The sequence below is a fragment of the Streptomyces sp. GESEQ-35 genome (assembly GCF_017948485.1).
GTDB lineage: Bacteria > Actinomycetota > Actinomycetes > Streptomycetales > Streptomycetaceae > Streptomyces.
In genome coordinates this window covers 72,600-97,870 of record NZ_JAFFSX010000034.1, presented here as the reverse complement: position 1 = coordinate 97,870, position 25,271 = coordinate 72,600, and the positions used below count along the sequence as shown (strand labels likewise).

Genomic DNA, 25,271 nt, shown 5'->3' with positions numbered 1-25,271 from the left:
CGCACTCCACGGGGGACACATGGACGGTCACGCCATCGACGGCATCGATCTCGCCGACGCCATCGCCTCAGTTCGCGACCAGCTCATCGAGGCAACCACCCGCGCCACAGGCCAGCCGGTCTCCTTCGAAGTGGGCCCCATCGACATGGAGTTCACCGTGGAGCTGCGCAAGGAGACCAAGGGAAGCGGCAAGGTCCGGGCCTGGGTGGCGGAGGCGGGCGCCGACACCGCCCGCAGTACGGGCCGTACGCACCGCATCGCCTTCACCCTCACCCCACGCGACTCCCGGACGGACACGCCTTGGCAGGTCGGCAACGACGACCGCGGCAGCACGGCGGGCTTCGGCGACGACGACCGGGTAAGCAGCGCGGGCCTCGGCAACACCGCCCCGGTCCCCGTCCCCGCGCCGCCCGCCCGATGACCCCCGGAGACTCCCCCGCGAGCCGCGCCGTCGTGGTGCTCGGCGACCGGCAGGGCAGCGGGGTCGCGCTCAACGGACAGCTCGTGCTGACCTCCGCCCACGTCCTCGGCGACACCACCACGCCGGAGGTCGCCCTGCCCCGGCGCACCGGCCGCACCGCCGCCCAGGTCGTCTGGTCCGACGCCGAGCAGGACGCCGCCCTGCTGCACACCGCCGATGAACTGCCCTGCTCCACCCACGTCCGGGTCGGCCATCTCGCCGCGGAACAGGCGCTGCCGGACTGCGAGATCATCGGTTACCCGGACATCCAGCGGCACGCCGGGCGCTTCCTCGCGACGGACCAGTTCACCGGCCAGGTCCTGCCCGCCGCGGCCCACCCGCGCTCCGTGCTCACCTTCTCGTTCGACCGTGCCCCGGCGACCGAGTCACTCACGGACCGGGCCAGCCCACTGGCCGGGCTTTCCGGCGCGCCGGTCTTCGCGGGCGACGTCCTCCTGGGCATCGTGACCTCGATCCCGCGCGGCCGGGGCCACTTACGCGCCGAGGGCGTCCCGATAGGCGCCCTGAGGGGATTGCCGTACGACATCCCGGACACCGAGCCGATCACCCGGCACCATCCGCAGGACAGCGCATACGAGCGCGACTACGCGCGTGCCGTGCAGATCGCGTTCCGCAGGATGCGGATCTTCGGTCTGGACGACCTCACGCGCCGCGAGACCGAGTGGGATCTGAACACCGCCTATCTGAGCCTTGAGGCGGTACCCCGTGTCTCCGAGACCGCGGCGCGGAACCTGGACACGGCGACGACGCGGCAGCCCTTCTCCACGACCGGGCGCACCCCGCAGCGCATCGACACCCTGCTGTCCGTCCGTCCCCGCGTGCTGCTGCGCGGCGAGGCGGGCGCCGGCAAGACCACCCTGGTGTGGTGGCTGGCCGCGCACACCGCGGCCGGCACCCTGGGCCCCACCCTGGCCGGGCTCAACGGCCTGGTCCCGTTCGTCGTCCCGCTGCGCACCCTGCACTCCCAGGACGGCGCCTTCCCCTCGCCCGCCGGGCTTCCGCACGCCGCGCGGCTGGTGGTCGACCAGCCACCCGACGGCTGGTCGGGCCGGGTGCTGGAGGCGGGGCGCGCGCTGCTGCTGGTGGACGGCCTCGACGAGGTCCCGCAGACCGACCGGGAGGAGGCGCACCGCTGGCTGTGCGCGCTGCTCGCGCGCTATCCCCGCACGCGATGTGTGGCGACCGTGCGCCCCCTGGCCGTCGAGCCCGACTGGCTGGAGGAGGAGCGTTTCGAGGAGCTGCGCCTGCTGCCGATGCGGAACGAGGACATCCAGACGTTCATCTCCTCCTGGCATCGCGCGGCCCGGCTGGAGGACGACGACGAACTGCTCACGGAACTGGAACAGGACCTGTCCCAGCAGTTCCGGCACAACCCCGCGCTCAGCGACCTGGCGCGCACCCCGCTGCTGTGCGCGGTGATCTGCGCGCTGCACCGCCGCCATCAGGGATTCCTGCCGGAGACCCGGTTCAGGCTCTACCAGGCGGCCCTGGAGATGCTCCTCGGCCACCGCGACCGGCTGCGCCGGCTGGACGCCCCGGACGGCATCGCCATGACCGTCGAGGAGCACAACCAGATCCTTCAGCGCATCGCGGTCTGGCTGGTGCGCTGCGGCCAGTCCGAGTTCAGCCGCGACGAGGCCCGTCCGCAGCTGGCCGAGGCGCTGGCCGGCATGGAACGGGCCCGCGGCCTGGGCACCCCCGAGGCGATCCTCACGCACCTGCTCAACCGCTCGGGCCTGCTCCAGGAACGCGGGGACGACTCCTACCAGTTCATCCACCGCACCTTCCAGGACTTCCTCGCCGCCAAGCATCTCGTGGAGCGAAGCTCGCTGGGGGAACTCGTCCGCAACGCCGACGACGGGCTGTGGCAGGACGTGATCCTGCTCGCGGCCGGGCACTGCCAAGGGGAGACGATCGGCACTCTGCTGTCGGGACTCCTCGCCCGCGCTGACGCTCCCGGCCTCGGCAAGCCGCTGCGGACGCAACTGTCCATCCTGACCGCCCTGTGCGCCCAGCACGCGGCATGGCTCGCCCCCGGCCTTCAGGAGCGGGTACGCGCACGGATCGCCGACCTCATGAGGTCCCTCACCCCGGACGACGTCTCGCAGGTCGCACGGCTCGGGCCGTACGTCCTTCAGTTCCTGCCCGATCCCGAGGAGCTGGGTCCGGCACGCGGGCGGGCGGTCGCCGACCTGGTCGGCAGAGTCGGCGGTGCGCAGGCCATCCCGTACGCACGACGGCTCGTGAGCACTCCGGGGCTGCCGAGCATCGTGCAGATGCGGCTGATGCAGGCGTGGAACAACTTCCCCGCCGCCGAGTACGCCCGCTCGGTACTCAGCCGGATACCGGCCAGCCGCACGCTACCGGTGAACACCCGGGAGCAGCTGGACCTGGTACACGGGCTGCCGACGGGCGGGCGACTCGCCCTGAGCGGCCCCTTCACCTCCCCCGAACTCGCCGCCGCCCGGCTGCCACCCCTGCGCCAGCTGCGCCTGGAACGGCTGCCCGCCCTGGCGGACCTGGACTTCCTGCCTCCGCACGGCCGGCACCTGCATCAGCTCAGCGCGACCGAGCACGCCTCGGCCCTGAGGGACATCTCGGCCGTCGCCGAGCTGCCCGCGCTCACCCATCTGTCCCTGCGCGTGCCGCTACAGCCCGAGGACCTGGGAAAGCTGGCGGAGATTCCCGCGCTCACCTCCCTGACCCTGTCCACTCCCCACCTCACCTCGGTGGCGTCCCTGCCCGTGCATCAGGGTGTCGAGCGGCTGGCGCTGACCGCGCAGCGGCTGGTGGACACGCGGGGGCTCGACGCTTGGGGTGCGCTCACCTCCGTCGTGCTGCCCCTGCCGCTGAACCCCGCCGAGTTCTGGGAGTTCGTCCGCGATTCCGGGCGGATCCGGGAGGTCGACACGACCGTACGGTCCTTCGCGGAGCTCCGGCAGTTCGGCGCCATGCCCCGGGTACGGTCGCTGCATCTGTGGCAGCTGACGGAACTTCGGGATGTCGATGTACTGGCGGCCGTCTTCCCCTCGCTCGGCACGCTCAACCTGGTGTGTGCCCGGGGACATCGGCTGAACGCGGACGACCCGGGGCTTGCCCGGCTCCGGGCGAGCATGCCGCATGTGACGGTGGCGCTGGCCTGAACACCGCGAACGAGCCCGGGCACCACGAAGGGGCCGGTGCCTGCACGGCACCGGCCCCTTCGGTACGAGGCGCTGAGAGGCTTACGCCTCCTTGCTCAGGTTGGGCCCAGCCCCACCGGCCGCCTGCTCGATCGGCGGGACGTCCGGCAGCGCCGACTTCTCCTCGCCGCGGAAGGTGAAGGTCTTGGTCTCACCCTCGCCCTCGGTGTCCACGACCACGATGTGACCGGGGCGCAGCTCGCCGAAGAGGATCTTCTCGGAGAGCGTGTCCTCGATCTCGCGCTGGATGGTGCGACGCAGCGGACGCGCACCCAGCACCTGGTCGTACCCCTTGGTGGACAGCAGCTCCTTGGCGGACTGGGAGAGCTCGATGCCCATGTCCCGGTCCTTGAGGCGCTCGTCGACCTTGCCGATCATCAGGTCGACGATCTTGAGGATGTCGTCCTGGGTCAGCTGCGGGAAGACGACCACGTCGTCGACGCGGTTGAGGAACTCGGGACGGAAGTGCTGCTTGAGCTCGTCCGAGACCTTGTTCTTCATGCGCTCGTAGTTGGTCTTCTTGTCACCCGAGGCCGCGAAGCCCAGGTTGAAGCCCTTGGAGATGTCCCGGGTACCGAGGTTGGTCGTCATGATGATGACCGTGTTCTTGAAGTCCACGACCCGGCCCTGGGAGTCGGTCAGGCGACCGTCCTCCAGGATCTGGAGAAGGCTGTTGAAGATGTCCGGGTGAGCCTTCTCGACCTCGTCGAACAGGACCACCGAGAACGGCTTGCGGCGGACCTTCTCGGTCAGCTGGCCGCCCTCTTCGTAGCCCACGTATCCGGGGGGCGAACCGAACAGACGCGACACCGTGTGCTTCTCGCTGAACTCCGACATGTCGAGGGAGATCAGCGCGTCCTCGTCACCGAAGAGGAACTCGGCCAGAGCCTTGGAGAGTTCGGTCTTACCGACACCGGACGGGCCCGCGAAGATGAACGAACCACCCGGACGCTTGGGGTCCTTCAGACCCGCACGCGTACGACGGATCGCCTTCGACAGCGCCTTGACGGCGTCGACCTGGCCGATGACCCGCTTGTGGAGCTCGTCCTCCATGCGCAGCAGACGCGAGGACTCCTCCTCGGTCAGCTTGAAGACCGGGATGCCGGTGGCGGTCGCGAGGACCTCGGCGATCAGCTCGCCGTCGACCTCGGCGACGACGTCCATGTCGCCGGCCTTCCACTCCTTCTCGCGCTTCGCCTTCGCGGCCAGGAGCTGCTTCTCCTTGTCGCGCAGGGACGCGGCCTTCTCGAAGTCCTGCGAGTCGATCGCGGACTCCTTGTCCCGGCGGACACCGGCGATCTTCTCGTCGAACTCGCGCAGGTCCGGCGGAGCGGTCATCCGGCGGATGCGCATCCGGGAGCCCGCCTCGTCGATCAGGTCGATCGCCTTGTCGGGAAGGAAGCGGTCCGAGATGTACCGGTCGGCCAGGGTGGCGGCCTGGACCAGCGCCTCGTCGGTGATCGAGACACGGTGGTGCGCCTCGTACCGGTCACGCAGACCCTTGAGGATCTCGATCGTGTGCGGCAGGGACGGCTCCGCGACCTGGATCGGCTGGAAGCGGCGCTCGAGGGCCGCGTCCTTCTCCAGGTGCTTGCGGTACTCGTCCAGCGTGGTGGCACCGATGGTCTGAAGCTCACCGCGGGCCAGCATCGGCTTCAGGATGGAGGCCGCGTCGATGGCGCCCTCGGCGGCACCCGCACCGACCAGCGTGTGCAGCTCGTCGATGAACAGGATGATGTCGCCGCGGGTGCGGATCTCCTTGAGCACCTTCTTCAGGCGCTCCTCGAAGTCACCGCGGTAGCGGGAGCCGGCGACCAGCGCGCCGAGGTCAAGCGTGTAGAGGTGCTTGTCCTTCAGCGTCTCGGGCACCTCGCCCTTGACGATGGCCTGGGCGAGCCCCTCGACGACGGCGGTCTTGCCGACGCCGGGCTCACCGATCAGGACCGGGTTGTTCTTCGTACGGCGGGACAGCACCTGCATGACCCGCTCGATCTCCTTCTCGCGCCCGATGACCGGGTCGAGCTTGGACTCACGAGCGGCCTGGGTGAGGTTCCGGCCGAACTGGTCGAGGACCAGGGACGTCGAGGGGGTGCCCTCGGCAGGCCCGCCGGCGGTGGCGGTCTCCTTGCCCTGGTAACCGGAGAGCAGCTGGATGACCTGCTGCCGCACCCGGTTGAGATCTGCGCCCAGCTTGACCAGGACCTGGGCGGCGACGCCCTCGCCCTCACGGATCAGGCCGAGCAGGATGTGCTCCGTGCCGATGTAGTTGTGGCCCAGCTGAAGGGCCTCGCGGAGCGACAGCTCCAGGACCTTCTTGGCACGGGGGGTGAAGGGGATGTGCCCGGACGGGGCCTGCTGCCCCTGCCCGATGATCTCCTCCACCTGCTGGCGGACCGCCTCGAGCGAAATCCCGAGGCTCTCAAGGGCCTTGGCGGCGACACCCTCACCCTCGTGGATCAGGCCCAGGAGGATGTGCTCGGTGCCGATGTAGTTGTGGTTGAGCATCCGGGCTTCTTCCTGAGCCAGGACGACAACCCGCCGCGCGCGGTCGGTGAACCTCTCGAACATCGTTAATCGCTCCTCAGAGCGGTCAGGCAGTGGGGGGAACTTCCCCTCCCTGTCCTTCCGCAGCTTAGTCCCGCAAGCGGGGACCGCTCATTCCAACTGCCGACACCGTCGATGGCCTCCTGACCCCGAACGCCGACATCTGCTCCAACCCGATGGTGCGAGATGATGTTCCCGCAGGCCAGGCAGTTACCCTCACCATCAGTACGCCGATGGCGAACGTGAGACGGCCCGTCCTGCGTGTCGCCCCCTCCCACTAGGGATGTCTTACCCGCTCGGACCGACAGTCCATGCCGCGTGCACCGGTTCCCTCCGCTACGGGCGAACAACCTTGCACCACACCACACCCCCGCGCGCCCCCTTTTCCGGCACTCTGTGCGTCCGCAAGAACACCCAGCGTAACTTGAAGGGTTTTTCGGCAGTTTCACTTGGCATGGTTGCCACCGGCTGTTCGACTTCGCCCGCAATCTCCATGGTCCCCTCCCCCCGACGGTCACTCGACCCGAGCGATCAGGTCCGCCGGTGGTACGAGAACGAACTGGGGTGGGCGACGGTGCCCGGGAATCCCGTACGACTTCCCCTGGGCCTGCGCTTCGACGTCCTGGACATGCCGGCCGAGGCGGGCCGGTCCGCGCTGCGCCACCTGGCGCCGGGCTCTCCGGTGGCCGTACAGGGCGACCGGATGCGGCTGCTGGTGGCCGCGGGCAGCACTGAGGAGCTGCCTGGGCTGCTGGACTGGCTGGAGTGGGGCACCCTGGCGCTCGATCTGAGGGCGACCGGCGAGGGCGGCCTCATGGACGCGCCCCTGCCTCCGGGGAGTGGCTCCACGGGAGCCCGGCCGCCTTCGGTCCGCTCCGACGCTCTCCGGGGGGCCGCCGTGTGGCTGCGGCCCCCCGAGCCGGGATGCGAGGTCGAGGTCTCGCTGCCGACGCTGTCGGCCCTGGGGGGCAGTGGAGACGCCCCCGATCTGGTGCGCCTTCTGGACACGGTGGCAACGCGTTGTCACCGATTGCGGCTGTGGCGCGCGTGCGCTCAGCCATTGGCCCTGCCATAAGGCCTTGTCAAAGGCCTCGCGATCAGGCGTTGGCCTTCTCGTACGCCTCGCGAATGGTCGCGGGAACACGGCCGCGGTCGTTGACCTCGTAACCGTTCTCCTTCGCCCAGGCGCGGATCTGCGCGGTGTCCTGGCTGCCACCGGAAGCGGCACGCGCCTTTCCGCGCCCACCCGAAGCACGGCCTCCGGTGCGACGACCACCCTTCACGTAAGGCTCGAGAAGGCCGCGCAGCTTGTCCGCATTGGCGGTCGTGAGATCGATCTCGTATGTCTTGCCGTCCAGCGCGAACGTCACGGTCTCGTCCGCCTCGCCGCCGTCGAGGTCGTCGACAAGAAGGACCTGAACCTTCTGTGCCACCGGATTTCCTTTCATCGATAACTTGAGGGCTGGGGTCTGCGGCGTCCGCCGTTTCGCCGTCCCCTGTTATATGCAGTACTGCAGTACGTCGGAAAGCAAACCGCTTTTGCTGGAAAAACACAAACCCCTGGGAGAGACCCACTGGTCACCCCCGGTCCGGAAACATGCGCGTTTCGGACATAGGGAACCTGGGCAGTGCTGTCAGCTTGAAAACTTCTCGGCGATCACAGATGCAGAAGCATCCGGCTGTTGCCCAAGGTGTTCGGTTTCACTCGTTCGAGACCGAGGAACTCCGCCACACCCTCGTCATAGGAACGCAGCAGCTCCGCGTAGACGTCGGTGTCAACAGGTGTCTCGCCGATCTCGACGAAGCCGTGCTTGACGAAGAAGTCCACTTCGAAGGTCAGGCAGAATACGCGTCGAACACCGAGCCAGCGCGCGGTGTGCAGCAACTTCTCCAGCAACTGATGCCCGACACCCGCACCCTTCAGACCGGGCTTCACTGCGAGAGTGCGCACTTCGGCCAGGTCTTCCCACATCACATGCAGAGCGCCGCAGCCGACCACCTCAGAAGTTGAGCCGGCGCCCCGTTCCGCGACCCAGAACTCCTGGATGTCCTCGTAAAGCGTCACCGTGGCTTTGTCGAGCAGGATCCGGTCGCGGGCGTACGCGTCGAGGAGACGGCGCACGTCCGGGACATCGCTGGTGCGGGCCCGCCGGACGATGATGGCTTTTGCGGCGACTTCGGGGCGCTGTACTGACATGAGCGGACGCTATCGCCCGGGGGCCTCCGGCGCCGAGCCGGGGTTCTCCCCTCGGGTATCCGCTTCGGCGGTATCGGGAGTGCCGGCCGCTTGCGCGGCTTCGGCTGTTTCTTCCGGTCCTTGGACGATCCGTACGGCGTCCCGGAGCGACTGTCGCTGTTCGTCGCTCATCATGCCGAAGAAGGCGACGAGAGCGGCCGCCGGGTTGTCGCTCTGGGACCAGGCCTCGTTCATCAGCGCGGCGGCGTAGGCGGCTCGGGTGGAGACCGCCTCATATCGATAGGCCCGGCCTTCCGCCTCGCGGCGCACCCAGCCCTTCTGATGGAGATTGTCCAAAACGGTCATCACCGTGGTGTAGGCGATGGACCGTTCCTGCTGAAGATCTTCGAGGACTTCTCGAACGGTCACCGGGCGGTTCCACTTCCACACCCGCGTCATGACCGAGTCTTCGAGTTCTCCCAATGGGCGAGGCACAACTCGACAATAGTGGGAGATCTCCGCATTGGCGTGCCGGACGGGCACATTGACCAACAAACAGGAACGAAAAGGGCGTACGGCTTGAAAGTGCGCGGTGAGCGCGGGAGCGACCCCGTCAGGCGTCAGGCGTCGGTGCCGGAGGGGGTCTGACGGGCGCCCTCCACGCGCGCGATGGCGGCGTCGACGGCCGCGTCTTCCTTGGTCTTGTTGGCCCCGCCCTGGGTCTTCACGATCACCCGGATCACACCGATGAAGAACACGGCCATGACGGCCGGAGGCAGCAGCGCGGAGACGTAGTCCATGCGACCAGGGTAGCCACGGGGCGGGGAGGGGACGGGGCGGGGTTGGGGCTTCCCGGTTGCCGACGCCGAAGCCCGCCGCTCAACCTGCGACGAGCTGCCGCGACGGGTTCGGCGGCGAGGCGGGTTTGCGGCGCGGGAAGACTTCGCCCGGGGGGGGGATGGGGCGGGCGGGCCTCGGGGCGGCCGGGGCGGGGGCGGGCTTCGGGGCCGGCTTCTCCGCGGGCTTCTTCTCGGGCCTGCGCACGGGTTCCTCCCCGGCGTCCCCGACGAGACCGCCGGGAAGGGCCGTGAGGCGCCTGTGGGAGGCGGCCGCACTCGGTGCGGCGGATCGGGCCGTGGCGCGCGCGACACGCACGCGTACGTCCTGCTCGGCGAGCGTCCGGCAGCGGTCGAGGAGGGCTGCCGCGACAGGGTTGCCGCGCAGGGCCCGGAGCGCGGCGAGGTCGTCGGGGTCCGGCCGGTACCCCGCGCGCAGCGCCTCCTCCAGCAGCGTGAGATAGCCGGCGGCGGTGCCGGGCAGGGCGGCGCGGTACCTGGCGACGTCGGCCACCAGGAAGGCCCGCAACCGGGCACCCTCACGCACCGCCTCATCGAGGGACTCGGTGAGACGACGGCAGTCCTGGACATCCTCGGCCGAGACCGGGCTGGGCTGAAGGGCGAGGGCGAGAGCGCGGCGGAGCACACGCAGCTCCTCCGCACCGAACGCCATGCCGCCGCGGAATCCGTATGGCGTGGGCATGAGGTGACGATACGCGCTAATCAGACAAATTCCGTCATATCCCCCGGTGTGGCGCAAGAGCCACCCGCCCGGACGCGACCCGACACAGATCAGGCAACCTCACCGGACGGGTATGGGCGGCGAGGGCGGGTCACATGCGGGACACATTGCGCTCGTAGACCAACCGCAAGCCGATCAATGTCAGCCAGGGCTCATGCTCGTCGATCACCGAGGACTCGCCCAGCACCATCGGCGCCAGCCCACCCGTCGCGATCACCGTCACCTCATCCGGATCCTCGGCCAACTCCCGGGCCATCCGGTTCACGACACCGTCCACCTGCCCCGCGAACCCGTAGATGATCCCCGACTGCATCGCCTCGACCGTGTTCTTGCCGATCACGCTCCGCGGCCGCGCCACCTCGATCTTCCGCAGCTGCGCGCCCCTGACACCGAGCGCCTCCACGGAGATCTCGATGCCGGGCGCGATGACCCCGCCGATGTACTCCCCGCGCGAGCTGACCGCGTCGAACGTCGTCGCCGTACCGAAGTCCACGACGATCGCGGGCCCGCCGTACAGCTCGACCGCCGCCACCGCGTTGATGATCCGGTCCGCGCCGACCTCCTTGGGGTTGTCGGTCAGGATCGGCACCCCCGTCTTGACGCCGGGCTCGACCAGCACCGCAGGCACGTCGCCGTAGTAGCGCCGCGTCACCTCACGCAGCTCGTGCAGCACGCTCGGCACGGTCGCGCAGATCGCGATCCCGTCGATGCCGTCGCCCAGCTCCTCTCCGAGGAGCGGATGCATGCCCATGAGACCCTGTAGCAGTACCGCCAGTTCGTCGGCCGTACGGCGCGCGTCCGTCGAGATCCGCCAGTGCTCGACGATGTCCTCGCCGTCGAACAGGCCGAGGACGGTGTGCGTGTTGCCGACGTCGATCGTGAGGAGCATGGCTACTCCGCCTCACGGAGGTCGAGGCCGATGTCCAGGATCGGCGAGGAGTGGGTGAGGGCGCCGACGGCCAGGTAGTCCACGCCGGTGTCCGCGTACGCCTTCGCGTTCTCCAGGGTGAGGCGTCCGGACGCCTCCAGGGCGGCGCGGCCGTGCACGACGGCCACCGCCTCCTCGCAGTCGCCCGGCGTGAAGTTGTCCAGCAGGATCAGGTCGGCGCCCGCGTCCACGACCTCGCGCAGCTGGTGCAGGGTGTCGACCTCGACCTCGATCGGTACGTCCGGGAAGGCCTCCCGTACGGCCTTGAAGGCCTGCCCGACCCCGCCCGCGGCGACCACATGGTTGTCCTTGACCAGGGCCGCGTCGGACAGCGACATCCGGTGGTTCATCCCGCCGCCGCAGCGCACGGCGAACTTCTCCAGCGAACGCAGGCCCGGAGTCGTCTTGCGGGTGTCGCGGACCTTCGTCTTCGTGCCCTCCAGAACGTCCGCCCACGCGCGCGTGGCGGTCGCGATACCGGAGAGGCGGCACAGGAGGTTGAGCGCGCTGCGCTCTGCCGTGAGCAGGTCGCGCGTGCGCGTGGTGACGGACAGGAGCTTCTGGCCCGCCTCCACCCGGTCACCGTCCTCCACGTGCCGCTCGACGGCGAACTCGTCCTCGCAGACCACGGAGAGCACCGCCTCGGCGACCCTGAGGCCCGCCACGACGCCCGCCTCGCGCGCGGTGAAGTCGGCGGTGGCCACGGCGTCCTCGGGGATGGTCGCGACCGTCGTCACGTCCACTCCGTGGTCGAGGTCCTCCTGGATGGCCACGGTGGCGATGTCCTCGACCTCCACGGGGTCGAGTCCGGCCTCGGCCAGGAGCTCGGCGAGTGCGGGATCGAGCCCGCACTCCAGGTACTCGTCGCCGGTGTCCGCACCGCAGGCGCAGCCGTCGCCGCAGCCGTCGTCCTGTGCGAGGGGAAGGTCGGGGGTATCCACTGCTGTCACTGCTCCTGGGGACGCTGCGCCGGATGGTGCTGCCGGGTCGGGGGGAAGTCTGCGGTATCGGTGGTGTGTACGGCGAGTGTGCGGTCCGGATTCAGCCGTACGACGATGTGGCGCCGCCATGCGGTGTCGTCGCGCTCGGCGTGGTCCTCGCGCCAGTGGCAGCCGCGGGTCTCCTCGCGCTGCCGGGCGGCGGCGACCAGAACGCGGGCCACGCACAGGAGGTTGGTGGCCTCCCAGGTGTCGACGCCGGGCTCGGCCGTCTTGCCGTTCTCGTGCAGGGCGTCGCGGGCGTCGGTGTGCAGCCCCTGGAGCTGTTCGGCCGCCTTGGCGAGGGACTCGGCGGAACGCAGGACGCCGGCGCCCTCGGTCATGATCCGCTGGATCGCGAACCGCGCCTCGGGCTCCAGCAGGGGGTGCGCGGGCACCTCGGGGTACGGGACCGGGTGCGGCACACGCGCGTGGAGGCCGTTCCCGGCGTGGCTCGCCGCGATGTCCTCGGCGATGCGCTCGGCGTAGACCAGGCCCTCCAGGAGGGAGTTGGACGCGAGCCGGTTCGCGCCGTGCACGCCGGTGCAGGCGACCTCGCCGCACGCGTACAGGCCGGGGACGGTCGTACGGCCCTGGGAGTCCGTGCGGACACCGCCGGAGGCGTAGTGGGCGGCCGGGGCGACCGGGACGGGCTCGTGGACGGGGTCGATGCCGTGGGCGCGGCAGGCGGCGAGGATCGTCGGGAAACGGTGCTCCCACATGTCGGCACCGAAGTGGCGGGCGTCGAGGAACATGTGCTCGGCGTCCTGCTCCTGCATACGGCGCATGATGCCCTTGGCGACGATGTCCCGGGGCGCCAGTTCGGCCAGCTCGTGCTGTCCGGTCATGAAGCGCACCCCGTCGGCGTCGACCAGGTGGGCGCCCTCGCCGCGTACCGCCTCGGAGACGAGGGGCTGCTGGCCCTCCGCGTCCGGGCCCAGGAACAGCACGGTGGGGTGAAACTGCACGAATTCGAGGTCGGAGACCTCCGCGCCGGCGCGCAGGGCGAGCGCCACGCCGTCGCCGGTCGACACCGACGGGTTGGTGGTCGCGGAGAACACCTGGCCCATGCCGCCGGTCGCGAGGACGACGGCGGGGGCGTGCACGGCGCCCACACCGTCGTGCTGGCCCTCGCCCATGACGTGCAGGGTCACGCCCGCGGTACGGCCGTCCGGGTCCGTCAGCAGGTCCAGGACGAGCGCGTTCTCGATGGTGCGCAGTCCCGCCCGTCGCCCACCACCACCCTTGCCCGAGAGCGCTTCGCGCTCGCCCCTCCTGTCTGCGCGTACCGCCTCGACAAGCGCGCGGGAGATCTCCGCGCCCGTCGCGTCGCCCCCGGCGTGCGCGATACGGCGCCGGTGGTGGCCGCCCTCGCGGGTCAGCGCCAGCTCTCCCTCGGAGGACTCGTCGAAGTGGGCGCCCGTTTCGATGAGCCGCCGTACGGCGTCCGGGCCCTCGGTGACGAGGATCCGGACGGCTTCCTCGTCGCACAGGCCCGCGCCCGCGACGAGTGTGTCGTCCAGATGCTGCTCGGGGGTGTCGCCCTCGCCCAGGGCCGCGGCGATGCCGCCCTGCGCCCAGCGGGTGGAGCCGTCGTCGAGGCGGGCCTTGGTGACGACGACCGTCGTGAGGCCGGCCGCCTCGCAACGCAGGGCCGTGGTCAGGCCGGCGACGCCGGACCCGACGACCACCACGTCCGCCGCGATGGACCACCCAGGGGCGGGCGTGTGCAGTCGTATGCCGGTGCTGGTCACGAGGCGGCTCCGAAGGTTCCGAACGTGAGGGGGATGTTGTCGATCAGCCGGGTCGTCCCGACCCGGGCGGCGACGGCGAGGACGGCCTCACCGGTGAAGTCGTCCTCGATCTCGCTGAAGTCGGACGGGTCGACGAGGGCCAGATAGTCCAGTTCGAGCGGCGGGTTGAGACGTGCCGCCTCGTCGAGGACCAGACGAGCGGCCGCGCGGACGGCCGACGGGGCGCCCGGAACGGCCTTGGCGACGGCGTGCGCGTCGGCCGCCGCGCGGGACTCCCCTATGGCGCTGAGCGCCTCGGCACGCGCGCGCGTGGCGGGCACTTCACGCGCCCGCGCCCGCAGCGCCTCCTGCGCCGCGTGCCGGTCGAGGCCCGCGAAGAGCGCCTGGGACAGCGCGAGGGCCGTGCGCCGCTCCTGGGGCGACAGATAGCGGTTGCGGCTGGACAGGGCCAGACCGTCGTCCTCGCGCACGGTCGGTACGCCGACGATCTCGACGCCGAAGTTCAGGTCCCGCACCATGCGCCGGATCAGGGCGAGTTGCTGGGCGTCCTTCTGGCCGTACAGGGCGATGTCGGGGCGGGTGAGATGCAGCAGCTTGGCGACGACGGTGAGCATGCCGTCGAAGTGGCCCGGGCGGGAGGCGCCTTCGAGGCCTTCGCCCATGGGGCCCGCGCTGATGCGGACCTGCGGTTCGCCGCCCGGGTAGACCTCGTCCACGGACGGGGCGAACACGGCGTCCGCGCCCGACTGTTCGGCGATCTTGACGTCGGCTTCGAGGGTGCGCGGGTAGCGGTCGAGGTCCTCGCCCTTGCCGAACTGAAGCGGGTTGACGAAGACGGTGACGACGACCTCGCCGTCCGGGCCGGCGATCTCGCGCGCGGCACGGACCAGGGTGGCGTGGCCCTCGTGCAGGGCGCCCATGGTCATCACCACGGCGCGGCGGCCCGCACGCGCGCGTGAGTGCAGCTCACCGGAGGTGCGCAGCAGGGCGGTGGTCATCGGGCGTCCCCTTCGGTCCCGTCGGTCCCATTGGCGAGGACCCCCAGGAGGTCCTCGGCGAGCTCCGGCTTCAGCAGACCGTGGGCGAGTGCCCGGTCGGCGGTCGCGCGGGCCATCGCCAGATAGCCCGCGACGGTCTGAGGGGCGTGCCTGCGCAGCTCGGTGACGTGCGCGGCGACGGTGCCCGCATCCCCGCGCGCGACGGGGCCGGTGAGGGCCGCGTCGCCGGAGCGCAGGGCATTGTCGAGGGCGGCTCCGAGCAGCGGGCCGAGCATCCGGTCGGGGGCGTCGACGCCGGCCGTGCGCAGCAGCTCCATGGACTGGGCGACCAGCGTGACCAGGTGGTTGGCGCCGAGCGCGAGAGCCGCGTGGTAGAGCGGGCGGTTCTCCTCGGCGATCCACTCGGGCTCGCCGCCCATCTCGATCACGAGGGCCTCGGCGGCCAGCCGCAGCTGGTCGGGCGCGGTCACGCCGAAGGAGCATCCCGCGAGGCGCTGGACGTCCACAGGAGTGCCGGTGAAGGTCATCGCGGGGTGCAGGGCCAGCGGCAGCGCGCCGGCGCGCAGGGCGGGGTTCAGGACGTTCGCGCCGTACCGCCCGGAGGTGTGCACCAGCAGCTGCCCCGGCCGTACGGCGCCGGTCTCGGCGAGGCCCTCCACGAGCGCGGGCAGGGCGTCGTCCGGGACGGTGAGCAGGACCAGGTCGGCGCGCTCGAGAACCTCGGCGGGCGGCATCAGCGGCACGTCGGGGAGCAGCAGCGAGGCCCGCCTTCTGGAGGCTTCGGAGACCCCGGAGACGGCGACCGGGCGGTGGCCGGCGAGCTGGAGGGACGCGGCCAGCGCAGGGCCCACTCGACCGGCGCCGACAACGCCGACGCTGAGCCGCGCGGGGCGGTCCTTGGGGTCTGGCTGTTGGACTGTACTCACTCGACGGAGGCCTTCCCGTTCCAGTCCGCTCTGGGTACCGGACGATTTCTCGTCATGTTAACGCGATCGGTTGCAGGGGCGTCCGGTTGTCCACAGGCTGTGGGCGGCCACACGTCGGGTGGGGTCGACTGTGGAAAAGCGGGTGCCCTCCCGAATCGCCGACCGGCATGATCCGTCGCATGAGCGATACGCCGGAACAGGGCACGCGACCGGGCGAACCGGAGTCGGACGACGAGCGGCGCAAGCGAAACCGGGAGCGGCGCGTCAGCGCCTACCGCGGCGCGGAGAGAGTCCTCGCGCGCACCAGTGTGCTCAGCACCCTCCGGGAGCGCCTGGCGGTGCTGGAGGCCGCCGACGAGGTGTACGACCTGGATCAGACGGTGGACATGTACGGCAACGGCGTCGTCGAGGCCCTGGAGGAGAAGGTCGCCGGTCTGCTCGGCATGGAGGCCGCCGCGTTCTTCCCGACCGGCACGATGGCACAGCAGGTGGCCCTGCGCTGCTGGGCGGGCCGTACCGGCAGCCCCGTCGTCGCCCTGCACGCCTTCGCCCACCCCGAAGTGCACGAGCGCAATGCGTTCAGCGAGGTCAGCGGCCTGCGTCCGGTCCGGGTGACGAGCGAGCCCCGACTGCCGACCGCCGCCGAGGTACGCGACTTCGAGGAGCCCTTCGGTGCGCTGATGCTCGAACTGCCCCTCAGGGAAGCCGGTTTCGTGCTGCCTTCCTGGGAGGAGCTCACCGAGGTCGTGGAGGCGGCGCGGGAGCGCGATGCGGTGGTGCACTTCGACGGCGCGCGCCTGTGGGAGACCACCATCCACTTCGGCCGCCCCCTGGACGAGATCGCGGGCCTGGCGGACAGCGTCTACGTGTCGTTCTACAAGTCCCTGGACGGCTTCGGCGGGGCCGCCCTCGCCGGCCCCAGGACGCTGGTGGAGGAGGCCAAGGCCTGGCGGCACCGGTACGGCGGCACGGTCTTCCAGCAGTTCCCGACCGTGCTGTCGGCGCTCGCCGGCTTGGAGCGGGAGCTGCCCCGGCTCCCCGCATACGTGCGGCACGCGCGCGTGGTGGCCGCAGCGCTGCACGAGGGGTTCGCGGCCGCCGGAGTGCCCTGGGCGCGCATCCACCCCGAGGAACCGCACACCAACGAGTTCCAGGTCTGGCTGCCGTACGACGCAGATGCCGTCGCCGAGGCCGCGGTCCGGCACGCCGAGGAGACCGGGACCTTGCTGTTCGCCCGGCCCTGGGCCACCCCCGGCCCGGGGCTCGCCGTCACGGAGATCGACGTACGAGCCGCGGGCCTGGAGTGGACGGCCGAGGAGGTGACGTCGGCGGTCGCGGACTTCGTCGCCCGGCTGACCGAGGTGGTCGGCAACGCCGAGAAGGTCAGCGAGGAGGTCAGCAAGTAGAACGCGGGCGCGGGCGCAGCCACCGGGCCAGGGCCGGCCGTAGCCGCCCGTGGGCCGGGCGGCCCGCGACGACCGCGCTGAACTGCCGGTGGTCGCGCAGCTCGCGCACGACCTGCCAGTCGTGCGCGCCGGGCGCGGGCGGGGCGGGCTCGCCCAGCTGCCGGGCGCGGTAGGTGTCGAGGAGGTACTGCTGGGTGATGCTCATGGCGGATCGCCTTCTCGGGACGTAGAAATCGGGCTCCGCGGCTGCCCCGGGAGTCCCAGGTTGCGATGCCGCGGCCGGGAAGTCGCGTCGATTGACGACCGCCGTCAATCCGAGGTCGCGTTGTCAGTGGCGGCGTGCACCATGAGGGCATGAGCGTGACCATCGACATCGCGGGGCTGCGGCCGGAAAGGGTCGCCGTCGTCCCTTCGCCCGTGGCCGAGCTCGGCATGGCGCTGCACGCGCTGTCCGAGCCCGGGCACCATCCCGGCCTTCAGGGGTGGGTGACCGCCGTGACCGCCCGGCTCGACCCGCATCTGGCCGACCGGATGTGCGAGGCCGACTTCCTTTGGCGGACGACGTTCTCGGACGTGTTCCTGCCGTACGCCGGAATCCCCGGCGGGGCCACGCTCCCCGGCGCGACGCTCGCAGAGGAACTGGACCTGCTCGACAAGCTGACGGACGAGCAGTTCGTGGATGCGGCCATGGAGTTCACGTGCGCGATGCCCTACGGCGTGCTCGCCGACGCCGGGCTGCGCCGCCGTGCTCTGGAGCTGGCCGCCGCTCGGGGACCGCAACAGCAGCGGTTCAGCGAACTGCTGCTGGCCGACCCGCCCAGGATCCGGGCCTGGCTGCGGCAGTTCCTCGAGGACTGCGACGAGGCATTCTTCGCGGAGACCTGGGCCCGGCTGCGCCACCAGCTCACGGCGGACGCCCGCCACAAGACGGACATGCTGCGCCACAAGGGCCTGGCCGAGGCTCTGGCCGCGGTGTCCCCCGCGATCGCGCTCGACGAGGCCGCCGGGGTGATCACGGTCGACAAACTGAGCGTGGCGCGTACGGCCACGGAGGACGGCAACCTCCTCCTCATTCCGACCAGCCTCGGTCGGCCCCACTTGTCCGTGCTGTACCGCCCCGACTGGCAACCCGTGCTGCACTATCCGGTCGGTTCCCCCGAACTCTCGGCCTCGTCCTCCGTCGAGCAGCTCGCCCTGCGGATGACGGCGCTGTCCCACCCCGTCCGGATGCGCATCTGCCGCCATCTGGCCCGCACTGCCTACACCACGAGCGAGCTGGCGCAGATCCACGGCATGACGGCCCCGGAGATATCCCGCCACCTGAGCGTCCTGAAGAAGGCCGGCCTGATCACTACGCGCCGCCGCGGGCGGTACATCCAGTACCAGCTGGACATATCCGTGGTGGCCCGGCTGGGCAGCGACTTCCTGGAGGGCATCCTGCGCTGAGCCGGCCCCAAGGGCTCAGTCGAACCGGATGTGTCTGATCCCGATCCGCGCCTGTCTGAGCCGCGTCCGCACCGCCCCTTCGGTGTTCGGCCTGAGCGTCAGTCCGGCGAGCACGGCGATTCGGTCCGCGGTCTTCGGCACCGTCGAGTGGTCCGTCCACAGCTGCTCGGCGAACTCCGGCTCGCGCAGCCGCTCCAGGCAGTGATCGAGCTTCCGTACCGCCCAACTCTCCCGGCGCAGAGAGACGTTCTTGCCGCCGACGTACCCAAGGAGGTGTCCGAAGTTGCGCTCCCGCAAGCGCTTCAGGACGGTCTCGCGCTGCGCGAGGAGGGTGAAGTGGTGTACGTCGTGGCCGAGTTCACGCAGCCGTCCGACGGTCTCCGCGAAGGAGCGGGAGTCGGTGACCGTCATGGGCGCGATCACCACGCCGTCGTGCTTGGTGAGGGCGAGATCCAGCACCTCGACGACACCCCGCCGCCAAGCCACCAAGTCCTGGAAGTCGCCGCGCAGTTGGGGCGGCAGCGTGCGGTTCAGACCGAACCCGACGTGCTCGGGATCGCAGACGACACTGCCGGGCAGCCGCCGCTGGATCTCGTATGCGGTCTGTGTCTTACCGCCGCCGAAAGGACCGTTGATCCACAGGAGCATGCGCCGACCCTACCGAGGCGTGCGCACCCGCGATCAGCCGTGTCCGCCGGCCCGCACCAGCCCCGTCTCGTAAGCCAGGACCACCACCTGGACCCGGTCCCGCAGCCCCAGCTTGGTGAGGATGCGGCCCACATGCGTCTTGACGGTCGCCTCGGACAGCACCAGCCGGGCCGCGATCTCCCCGTTGGACAGCCCCTGCGCGACCAGCACCATGACCTCGCGCTCACGGTCGGTGAGCCGCTCCAGCTCCTTGTGCTTCGGCTCCTTGCCGGCGCTGGGCAGCATCGGCGCGAACCGGTCGAGGAGACGCCGGGTCGTCGAGGGGGCGACGACGGCGTCTCCGCTGTGCACGGAGCGGATGGCGGTCAGGAGCTCCCCCGGCGGCACGTCCTTGAGCATGAAGCCGGACGCGCCCGCTTTGAGCCCCGAGAAGGCGTACTCGTCGAGGTCGAAGGTGGTCAGGATCAGCACCTTCGGCGGGTCGGGCTCGGCGCAGATGCGGCGCGTGGCCTCGACGCCGTCGAGCTTGGGCATGCGTACGTCCATCAGCACCACGTCGACGGCGGTCGAGCGCACCACCTGAAGCGCCTCGACACCGTCGCCCGCCTCCGCGACGACCTCCATGTCCGGCTGGGCGGCGAGCACCATCCGGAATCCGGTGCGCAGCAGCACCTGATCGTCGACGAGCATCACGCGGATCGTCATCGGGGCCTCTTCCGTTCTCGTCTGTTGTCTCGGCTGAGTGCATGGCGGGGGCGTGACAGGTGTCAACAGGGGGCGTGCGTCGGCGTCAGTGCGCCGGTTTGAGCGGGAGCAGCACACTGATCCGGAAGCCGCCGCCCGGGCGCGGGCCCGCGTCCAGGGTGCCGCCGACCATACCGACCCGCTCGCGCATCCCGATCAGACCATGGCCCTGGCCGTCGGCGCCGCCCTCCTCGTACAGCTCGTGCGGGGCGCCCTTGCCGTCGTCCTCGACGAGCAGGCCGAGGCCGTCGTCGAAGTAGACCAGGCGCACGCTGGCGCCCGTGTTCGGCCCACCGTGCTTGCGGGTGTTGGTGAGTGCCTCCTGCACGATGCGGTACGCGGTGAGCTCGACGCCGCTGGGCAGCGGCCGCGGGGTGCCCTCGACCTTGAAGTCGATGGGCAGGCCCGAAGTGCGGCACTGCTCGATCAGCTCGTCTATCTGCTGAACGTCGGGCTGCGGGACGTACTCGCCGCTCTCCTGGTGCTCGCCGGTGCGCAGCACGCCCAGCAGGCGGCGCATCTCGGCAAGGGCCTGGCGGCCGGTGGAGGAGATCGTCTCCAGGGCCTTCTTCGCCTGGTCGGGCGCGGAGTCGAGGACGTAGGCGGCACCGTCGGCCTGGACCACCATCACCGACACGTTGTGTGCCACGACGTCGTGCAGCTCGCGTGCGATCCGGGCGCGCTCGGCGGCCACCGCGACCTTGGACTGCGCCTCCCGCTCCTTCTCGAGCCGGGTGGCGCGCTCCTCCAGCTGCGCGAAGTAGGCACGGCGGGTGCGCACCGAGTCGCCGAGCACCCAGGCGAGCGCGAACGGCACCGTCTGAAGGACCGCCAGGGCCACGTTCCCCGCGGCGCTCGTCTGGTACTCCGGCCAGCGCACCTGCGCCAGGGCCGCCGCACACAGTCCGCCCGCCAGCGCGAGGCGGGAGGCCCAGCGGGCACCGGTCGCGGCGACCGTGTAGACGATCGCCAGCATGGCGAAGTCGGCGACGACCGTCTCGATGTCCAGGATCAGCTGCGCCATCCCTGCGACCAGGGCCAGCAGGAGCATCCTCTCCGGCATACGGCGGCGCAGCGCGACGACCACGCAGAGGATCGCGGAGACCACGAACCCCTCGGCTACGGTTCCCCGGTGGTCCGACGATGGGTCGACACTGACGACGCCCGCGCCTGAGATCCCGAACAGGACGAGGGCCCAGAAGCCGTCGACCCATGTCGGGTGCCTGCGGAGGAAGTCGTAGAGGCGCTGCACGTAACCCAGAGTAGGGAAGCATGATGCGTGCAGGGGTCAACCGGAGGGCCGATCCGCACCGGGCTCGCATACTCCGCAAGGTGGAGGCTCCGTTCCCCTGTGCGCTTAACCTGACGGCGTGACGGACGAGACAGCGGGGCACTGGCGCGGTTGGCGGGCGGCGACCGAGGCCGCTCTGTACGGGCCGGACGGCTTCTACCGCAGGCCCGAGGGTCCGGGCGGTCACTTCCGTACGTCCGTGCACGCCTCGCCGCTCTTCGCCGAAGCCGTGGCCAGGCTGCTGTGCGAGGTCGACGAAGCCCTGGACGGACCCGAGCCGCTCGACTTCGTCGACATGGGGGCGGGGCGCGGGGAGCTGGTCACCGGCGTGCTGGCCGCGCTGCCCGCCGGCGTGGCCGCTCGCACGCGCGCGTACGCCGTCGAGGTCGCCACCCGGCCCGCCGGTCTCGATCACCGCATCGAGTGGCGCAGCGCGCCCCCACAAGGCATCACCGGACTGCTCTTCGCCAACGAGTGGCTGGACAACGTGCCCGTGGAGGTGGCCGAGGTCGACACCTCGGGCGTGCCGCGGCTGGTGCTCGTCCGGGAGGACGGGACCGAACTGCTCGGTGAACGTGTCTCCGGGGCGGAGGCGGAGTGGCTGGACCGATGGTGGCCGCTGTCGGCCGAGGCGGGGGTGCGCGCCGAGATCGGGCTGCCCCGGGACGAGGCCTGGGCGTCGGCGGTCGCGACGCTCGACCGGGGGCTCGCGGTCGCCGTCGACTACACGCACACGGCGGACGCGCGCCCGCCGTTCGGGACGCTCACCGGCTTCCGCCAGGGGCGCGAGACGCCGCCCGTGCCGGACGGGTCGTGCGACATCACGGCACACGTCGCGCTGGATGCGTGCGCGCCTCTCGACGCGCTCCGCAGCGCACTCCCGGACGCACGCTCCGGCGCCCACCTCCTGCGCCAGCGCGACGCCCTGCGCGCCTTGGGCATAGCAGGCGCACGCCCCCCACTAGCCCTGGCGACCACCCATCCCGCGGCCTACGTGCGCGCCCTCGCGAACGCGGGAGAGAGCGCCGAGCTCACAGCAGTCGGCGGCCTCGGCGACTTCGGGTGGCTGGTGCAGCCGGTGGGAATTCCGAACCCGCTCGCCTAGGGCTCCTGCTTCCCGCCCAGTTTCCCGCCCAGTGCCGTCTCCCGAATCGTGCCGCCTACTTGTCGATGTCCCCGACCACGAAGAACAGCGACCCCAAAATCGCCACCATGTCCGCGACCAGCGTCCCCGGCAGCAGCTCCACCAACGCCTGGATGTTGTTGTACGAAGCCGACCGCAGCTTCAGCCGGTACGGCGTCTTCTCGCCCTTGCTGACGAGGTAGTAGCCGTTGATGCCGAGCGGGTTCTCGGTCCAGGCGTAGGTGTGGCCCTCCGGCGCCTTGAGGACCTTGGGGAGCCGCTGGTTGATCGGGCCGGGCGGCAGTTCGGCGAGCCGGTCGAGGCACGCGTCGGCGAGGTCGAGGGAGTTGTGGGTCTGCTCCAGGAGGCACTCGAAGCGGGCGAGGCAGTCGCCCTCGTTCCGGGTGACGACCCCGAGCGTGTCCTGGAGTTCGCCGTACGCGAGGTACGGCTCGTCGCGCCGCAGGTCGAAGTCGACGCCGGAGGCGCGCGCGATCGGCCCGCTCGCGCCATACGCGTGCACGGCCTCCGGCGCGAGGACGCCCACTCCGCGCGTGCGCCCGCGGAAGATCTCGTTGCCGAGCACCAGGTCGTCGAAGCGGTCCATACGCGAGCGCAGGGCGGCGACGGAGGCACGCGCGCGTGACGTCCAGCCCGCGGGCAGGTCCTCCTTGAGGCCGCCGACGCGGTTGAACATGTAGTGCATGCGTCCGCCGGAGACCTCCTCCATGACGTGCTGGAGTTCCTCGCGCTCGGTGAAGGCGTAGAAGATCGGAGTGATCCCACCGAGTTCCAGCGGATACGAGCCGAGGAACATCAGGTGGTTGAGCACCCGGTTCAGCTCCGCGAGCAGCGTGCGCGTCCACACCGCGCGCGGAGGGACCTCCATGCCGAGCATGCGCTCCACGGCGAGGACCACACCCAGCTCGTTCGAGAAGGCCGACAGCCAGTCGTGGCGGTTGGCGAGCATGATGATCTGGCGGTAGTCGCGCGCCTCGAAGAGCTTCTCCGCACCGCGGTGCATATAGCCGATCACGGGCTCCGCGCTCGTGATGCGCTCGCCGTCGAGGGTGAGCCGCAGCCGCAGCACCCCGTGCGTGGACGGGTGCTGGGGCCCGATGTTGAGCACCATGTCGGTGCTCTCCGCGGCACCGCCGATACCGACCGTGGTCTCCGTCGTAGGAGTCATGGACACAGTCTCCCCTACGTACCTACGTACGCTTGCCGTATGGAGACGGGGAGCCGGGACAACCCGGAGGCGGCGGGGGTCGAGCAGGCGTGGATCGGGCTGCCGCCCGGGCTGCTGCGGATGCGTCGGTTGTTGCTGGTGGTGTGGCTGGGACTGCTGACGCTGGGCACGGGGCTGCTGCTCGGTCTGTTGGCCGGTCCCGTGTGGGCCGCCTTCGCGCTGCTGCCGCTGGCCCTGCTGATATGGGGCTGGGTGATGGTCGAGCGCAACTGGCGCTCCTGGCGGTACGCCGAGCGCGCCGACGACCTGCTGATCAGCAGGGGCGTGCTGTGGCGTGAGCTGACCGTCGTCCCGTACGGGCGGTTGCAACTGGTCGAGGTCACCTCCGGGCCCGTCGAGCGGCACTTCGGGCTGGCCAGCGTGCAGCTGCACACCGCGGCCGCCGCGACCGACGCGACGATTCCCGGACTCGATCCGGTCGAGGCGGAACGGCTGCGCGACCGGCTCACCGAACTCGGCGAGGCACGATCGGCAGGGCTGTGACAGTGCCGGGCGTCGACGACGCCGTACGCGAGAAGGAACCCGTGACCGAGCGGCGGCTGCACCCCGTGACGCCGCTCAGGCGGGCGTGGGCGCCGGTCGCCGTACTCATCGGGTGGGCGGTGCACGACCCCGACCAGGCGCAGCGCCAGCTGACCCGGCTGACGACGACCACACTGCTGATCGCGCTCGCCGTGATCGTCCCGGCCGCCGCCCTGTACGGCTTCCTGACCTGGTGGTTCACGCACTTCGCGGTGACCGACACCGAACTGCGCATCCGTACCGGCCTGTTGTTCCGGCGTGCCGCGCACATCCGACTCGAACGCATCCAGGCCGTCGACATCACCCAGCCGCTGCTCGCGCGGGTCGCGGGCGTCGCCAAGCTCAAGCTCGACGTGATCGGCACGGACAAGAAGGACGAACTCGCCTTCCTGGACGCGGACGAGGCGCGTGCCCTGCGCGCCGAACTGCTCGCGCGCGCGGCGGGTTTCGCGCCCGAGACGGCGCACGAAGTCGGGGAAGCGCCGGCGCAGGAGCTCCTGCGCACGCCTCCCGGTGTACTCGCCCTGTCCCTCGTCCTGACCGGCGCGACCTGGGGCACGCTCGCCGCCGCGCTCGTCGTACCGCCGCTGATCTGGCTCGCCACCCACAGCGTGTGGACGGTCCTCGCGGTCGGCCTGCCGCTGCTCGGCGCGGCGGGCGCGAGCAGTGTGGGGCGGTTCGTCGCGGAGTACGACTGGACGGTCGCCGAGTCCCCGGACGGGCTGCGCATCGACCGCGGGCTCCTGGACCGCGTCCACGAGACGGTGCCGCCGGGGCGCGTGCAGACCGTACGGATCGTGGAGCCGCTGCTGTGGCGGCGCCGGGGCTGGGTGCGCGTCGAGCTGGACGTCGCCGGTTCCTCGAACTCCCTGCTGCTGCCGGTCGCCCCGCGCGAGATCGCCGAGTCCGTCATCGCGCGCGTGCTGCCCGGAGCGACGGTGCCGCCGTCCCTCTCCCGGCCGCCACGCCGGGCCGGCCGGTGCGTACCCCTGTGGTGGCGCGGCTACGGCCTGGCGGTCACCGACACCGTGTTCGCCGCCCGGCACGGGCTCCTGCGCCGGCGACTGGCCCTGGTGCCGCACGCGAAGGTCCAGAGCGTACGACTCGTTCAGGGGCCCTGGATGCGCTTCTGGCGGCTTGCGGACGTCCACGTGGACACGGGGGCCAACAAGACCGTCACAGCGCGGCTACGGGACGCCGACGAGGCCGCCGAGCTGCTGCGGGGACAGGCGGAGCGGTCACGAACGGGGCGCAGGGATGCGCTGCCGGACCGGTGGATGGCACAGCCGTAGGTCTGG

24 protein-coding genes are annotated in these 25,271 nt (G+C 70.8%); 8 read left to right on the top strand and 16 right to left on the bottom strand.

Features of this window, described 5'->3' with window-relative positions; translation table 11 throughout:
- The first annotated feature begins 19 nt into the window (after positions 1 to 19).
- Both KCH87_RS42835 and KCH87_RS42830 read left to right on the top strand, forming a co-directional pair.
- Positions 20 to 421 (top strand): trypco2 family protein, encoded by a 402-nt coding sequence (locus tag KCH87_RS42835; protein ID WP_210593356.1) that lies wholly within the window; start codon positions 20 to 22, stop codon positions 419 to 421.
- Complete coding sequence (locus KCH87_RS42830) at positions 418 to 3,624, top strand: serine protease (protein ID WP_210593355.1); 3,207 nt, start codon at positions 418 to 420, stop codon at positions 3,622 to 3,624. Before KCH87_RS42835 ends, KCH87_RS42830 begins: the two co-directional genes overlap by 4 nt.
- Positions 3,625 to 3,705: 81 nt before the next feature.
- Here the strand turns inward: KCH87_RS42830 and KCH87_RS42825 are convergent, their stop codons facing one another.
- The gene (locus KCH87_RS42825) at positions 3,706 to 6,231 is read right to left on the bottom strand and encodes an ATP-dependent Clp protease ATP-binding subunit (RefSeq protein ID WP_210593354.1); all 2,526 of its coding nucleotides are present in this window, start codon (positions 6,229 to 6,231) and stop codon (positions 3,706 to 3,708) included.
- Between the two features lie 469 nt (positions 6,232 to 6,700).
- Between KCH87_RS42825 and KCH87_RS42820 the strand changes: the two genes are divergently transcribed.
- Positions 6,701 to 7,282, top strand: a complete 582-nt coding sequence (locus KCH87_RS42820) for an SCO3374 family protein (RefSeq protein ID WP_247197650.1) — start codon at positions 6,701 to 6,703, stop codon at positions 7,280 to 7,282.
- Positions 7,283 to 7,304: 22 nt separating this feature from the next.
- Here the strand turns inward: KCH87_RS42820 and KCH87_RS42815 are convergent, their stop codons facing one another.
- The 10 genes from KCH87_RS42815 to KCH87_RS42770 form a co-directional block, all read right to left on the bottom strand.
- On the bottom strand, positions 7,305 to 7,640 hold the full coding sequence (locus KCH87_RS42815) for an Lsr2 family protein (protein ID WP_210577987.1): 336 nt from the start codon (positions 7,638 to 7,640) through the stop codon (positions 7,305 to 7,307).
- Positions 7,641 to 7,864: 224 nt separating this feature from the next.
- Complete coding sequence (locus KCH87_RS42810; RefSeq protein WP_210593352.1) at positions 7,865 to 8,404, bottom strand: amino-acid N-acetyltransferase; 540 nt, start codon at positions 8,402 to 8,404, stop codon at positions 7,865 to 7,867.
- A gap of 9 nt (positions 8,405 to 8,413) precedes the next feature.
- On the bottom strand, positions 8,414 to 8,842 hold the full coding sequence (locus tag KCH87_RS42805) for a BlaI/MecI/CopY family transcriptional regulator (RefSeq protein ID WP_247197649.1): 429 nt from the start codon (positions 8,840 to 8,842) through the stop codon (positions 8,414 to 8,416).
- A gap of 161 nt (positions 8,843 to 9,003) precedes the next feature.
- The gene (locus tag KCH87_RS42800) at positions 9,004 to 9,183 is read right to left on the bottom strand and encodes a hypothetical protein (protein ID WP_210593350.1); all 180 of its coding nucleotides are present in this window, start codon (positions 9,181 to 9,183) and stop codon (positions 9,004 to 9,006) included.
- Positions 9,184 to 9,262: 79 nt separating this feature from the next.
- Positions 9,263 to 9,892 carry a hypothetical protein gene (locus tag KCH87_RS42795; protein WP_210593397.1) on the bottom strand — a complete coding sequence of 210 codons (630 nt, stop codon included), beginning with the start codon at positions 9,890 to 9,892 and terminating at the stop codon, positions 9,263 to 9,265.
- Between the two features lie 160 nt (positions 9,893 to 10,052).
- The gene (locus tag KCH87_RS42790; RefSeq protein ID WP_210593349.1) at positions 10,053 to 10,850 is read right to left on the bottom strand and encodes a type III pantothenate kinase; all 798 of its coding nucleotides are present in this window, start codon (positions 10,848 to 10,850) and stop codon (positions 10,053 to 10,055) included.
- A 2-nt stretch (positions 10,851 to 10,852) separates the two neighbouring features.
- Positions 10,853 to 11,830, bottom strand: coding sequence for a carboxylating nicotinate-nucleotide diphosphorylase (gene nadC / locus KCH87_RS42785; protein ID WP_210593396.1), 978 nt, complete (start codon positions 11,828 to 11,830; stop codon positions 10,853 to 10,855).
- Between the two features lie 5 nt (positions 11,831 to 11,835).
- On the bottom strand, positions 11,836 to 13,620 hold the full coding sequence (locus KCH87_RS42780; protein ID WP_210593348.1) for an L-aspartate oxidase: 1,785 nt from the start codon (positions 13,618 to 13,620) through the stop codon (positions 11,836 to 11,838).
- The gene (gene panC, locus KCH87_RS42775) at positions 13,617 to 14,618 is read right to left on the bottom strand and encodes a pantoate--beta-alanine ligase (protein WP_210593347.1); all 1,002 of its coding nucleotides are present in this window, start codon (positions 14,616 to 14,618) and stop codon (positions 13,617 to 13,619) included. The genes KCH87_RS42780 and panC overlap by 4 nt, the downstream gene beginning before the upstream one ends.
- On the bottom strand, positions 14,615 to 15,544 hold the full coding sequence (locus tag KCH87_RS42770; RefSeq protein WP_210593346.1) for a Rossmann-like and DUF2520 domain-containing protein: 930 nt from the start codon (positions 15,542 to 15,544) through the stop codon (positions 14,615 to 14,617). The genes panC and KCH87_RS42770 overlap by 4 nt, the downstream gene beginning before the upstream one ends.
- Positions 15,545 to 15,723: 179 nt before the next feature.
- On the opposite strand from KCH87_RS42770, the gene KCH87_RS42765 reads away from it, so the two are divergent.
- On the top strand, positions 15,724 to 16,950 hold the full coding sequence (locus KCH87_RS42765) for a low specificity L-threonine aldolase (RefSeq protein WP_247197648.1): 1,227 nt from the start codon (positions 15,724 to 15,726) through the stop codon (positions 16,948 to 16,950).
- Here the strand turns inward: KCH87_RS42765 and KCH87_RS42760 are convergent.
- Positions 16,940 to 17,155 (bottom strand): hypothetical protein, encoded by a 216-nt coding sequence (locus tag KCH87_RS42760; protein ID WP_210593344.1) that lies wholly within the window; start codon positions 17,153 to 17,155, stop codon positions 16,940 to 16,942. The two genes, KCH87_RS42765 and KCH87_RS42760, sit on opposite strands and share 11 nt — an antisense overlap.
- Positions 17,156 to 17,304: 149 nt before the next feature.
- Here KCH87_RS42760 and KCH87_RS42755 point away from each other — a divergent pair, with 149 nt between their 5' ends.
- The gene (locus KCH87_RS42755; RefSeq protein WP_210593343.1) at positions 17,305 to 18,396 is read left to right on the top strand and encodes a DUF5937 family protein; all 1,092 of its coding nucleotides are present in this window, start codon (positions 17,305 to 17,307) and stop codon (positions 18,394 to 18,396) included.
- A gap of 15 nt (positions 18,397 to 18,411) precedes the next feature.
- Here KCH87_RS42755 and KCH87_RS42750 read toward each other — a convergent pair whose 3' ends face one another.
- From KCH87_RS42750 to KCH87_RS42740, 3 genes are all read right to left on the bottom strand, one after another.
- Positions 18,412 to 19,044 carry an AAA family ATPase gene (locus KCH87_RS42750; protein WP_210593342.1) on the bottom strand — a complete coding sequence of 211 codons (633 nt, stop codon included), beginning with the start codon at positions 19,042 to 19,044 and terminating at the stop codon, positions 18,412 to 18,414.
- 33 nt (positions 19,045 to 19,077) lie between these two features.
- On the bottom strand, positions 19,078 to 19,749 hold the full coding sequence (locus tag KCH87_RS42745) for a response regulator transcription factor (RefSeq protein ID WP_210593341.1): 672 nt from the start codon (positions 19,747 to 19,749) through the stop codon (positions 19,078 to 19,080).
- Positions 19,750 to 19,834: 85 nt separating this feature from the next.
- A complete protein-coding gene (locus KCH87_RS42740) occupies positions 19,835 to 21,040 on the bottom strand; it encodes a sensor histidine kinase (RefSeq protein ID WP_210593340.1) in 1,206 nt (401 codons plus the stop codon).
- Between the two features lie 118 nt (positions 21,041 to 21,158).
- On the opposite strand from KCH87_RS42740, the gene KCH87_RS42735 reads away from it, so the two are divergent.
- Positions 21,159 to 22,184, top strand: a complete 1,026-nt coding sequence (locus tag KCH87_RS42735) for an SAM-dependent methyltransferase (RefSeq protein WP_210593339.1) — start codon at positions 21,159 to 21,161, stop codon at positions 22,182 to 22,184.
- 55 nt (positions 22,185 to 22,239) lie between these two features.
- Here KCH87_RS42735 and KCH87_RS42730 read toward each other — a convergent pair whose 3' ends face one another.
- Entirely contained in the window at positions 22,240 to 23,391 is a 1,152-nt protein-coding gene (locus KCH87_RS42730) for an NADH-quinone oxidoreductase subunit D (RefSeq protein WP_210593338.1), read from the bottom strand.
- Between the two features lie 39 nt (positions 23,392 to 23,430).
- Between KCH87_RS42730 and KCH87_RS42725 the strand changes: the two genes are divergently transcribed.
- Together KCH87_RS42725 and KCH87_RS42720 are read left to right on the top strand one after the other, a co-directional pair.
- On the top strand, positions 23,431 to 23,934 hold the full coding sequence (locus tag KCH87_RS42725) for a PH domain-containing protein (protein WP_210593337.1): 504 nt from the start codon (positions 23,431 to 23,433) through the stop codon (positions 23,932 to 23,934).
- Positions 23,931 to 25,265 (top strand): PH domain-containing protein, encoded by a 1,335-nt coding sequence (locus tag KCH87_RS42720; protein WP_210593336.1) that lies wholly within the window; start codon positions 23,931 to 23,933, stop codon positions 25,263 to 25,265. Before KCH87_RS42725 ends, KCH87_RS42720 begins: the two co-directional genes overlap by 4 nt.
- The last annotated feature ends 6 nt before the right edge of the window (positions 25,266 to 25,271 follow it).

What these genes read in the sequence shown, in the direction of transcription:
- KCH87_RS42835 (WP_210593356.1), top strand. Translation starts at nt 20, where the DNA reads ATGGACGGTCACGCCATCGACGGCATCGATCTCGCCGACGCCATCGCC.
- KCH87_RS42830 (WP_210593355.1), top strand. Translation starts at nt 418, where the DNA reads ATGACCCCCGGAGACTCCCCCGCGAGCCGCGCCGTCGTGGTGCTCGGC.
- KCH87_RS42825 (WP_210593354.1), bottom strand. Translation starts at nt 6,231, where the DNA reads ATGTTCGAGAGGTTCACCGACCGCGCGCGGCGGGTTGTCGTCCTGGCT.
- KCH87_RS42820 (WP_247197650.1), top strand. Translation starts at nt 6,701, where the DNA reads ATGGTCCCCTCCCCCCGACGGTCACTCGACCCGAGCGATCAGGTCCGC.
- KCH87_RS42810 (WP_210593352.1), bottom strand. Translation starts at nt 8,404, where the DNA reads ATGTCAGTACAGCGCCCCGAAGTCGCCGCAAAAGCCATCATCGTCCGG.
- KCH87_RS42805 (WP_247197649.1), bottom strand. Translation starts at nt 8,842, where the DNA reads ATGACGCGGGTGTGGAAGTGGAACCGCCCGGTGACCGTTCGAGAAGTC.
- KCH87_RS42800 (WP_210593350.1), bottom strand. Translation starts at nt 9,183, where the DNA reads ATGGACTACGTCTCCGCGCTGCTGCCTCCGGCCGTCATGGCCGTGTTC.
- KCH87_RS42795 (WP_210593397.1), bottom strand. Translation starts at nt 9,892, where the DNA reads ATGGCGTTCGGTGCGGAGGAGCTGCGTGTGCTCCGCCGCGCTCTCGCC.
- KCH87_RS42790 (WP_210593349.1), bottom strand. Translation starts at nt 10,850, where the DNA reads ATGCTCCTCACGATCGACGTCGGCAACACGCACACCGTCCTCGGCCTG.
- panC (WP_210593347.1), bottom strand. Translation starts at nt 14,618, where the DNA reads ATGACCACCGCCCTGCTGCGCACCTCCGGTGAGCTGCACTCACGCGCG.
- KCH87_RS42765 (WP_247197648.1), top strand. Translation starts at nt 15,724, where the DNA reads ATGAGCGATACGCCGGAACAGGGCACGCGACCGGGCGAACCGGAGTCG.
- KCH87_RS42760 (WP_210593344.1), bottom strand. Translation starts at nt 17,155, where the DNA reads ATGAGCATCACCCAGCAGTACCTCCTCGACACCTACCGCGCCCGGCAG.
- KCH87_RS42755 (WP_210593343.1), top strand. Translation starts at nt 17,305, where the DNA reads ATGAGCGTGACCATCGACATCGCGGGGCTGCGGCCGGAAAGGGTCGCC.
- KCH87_RS42750 (WP_210593342.1), bottom strand. Translation starts at nt 19,044, where the DNA reads ATGCTCCTGTGGATCAACGGTCCTTTCGGCGGCGGTAAGACACAGACC.
- KCH87_RS42745 (WP_210593341.1), bottom strand. Translation starts at nt 19,749, where the DNA reads ATGACGATCCGCGTGATGCTCGTCGACGATCAGGTGCTGCTGCGCACC.
- KCH87_RS42730 (WP_210593338.1), bottom strand. Translation starts at nt 23,391, where the DNA reads ATGACTCCTACGACGGAGACCACGGTCGGTATCGGCGGTGCCGCGGAG.
- KCH87_RS42725 (WP_210593337.1), top strand. Translation starts at nt 23,431, where the DNA reads ATGGAGACGGGGAGCCGGGACAACCCGGAGGCGGCGGGGGTCGAGCAG.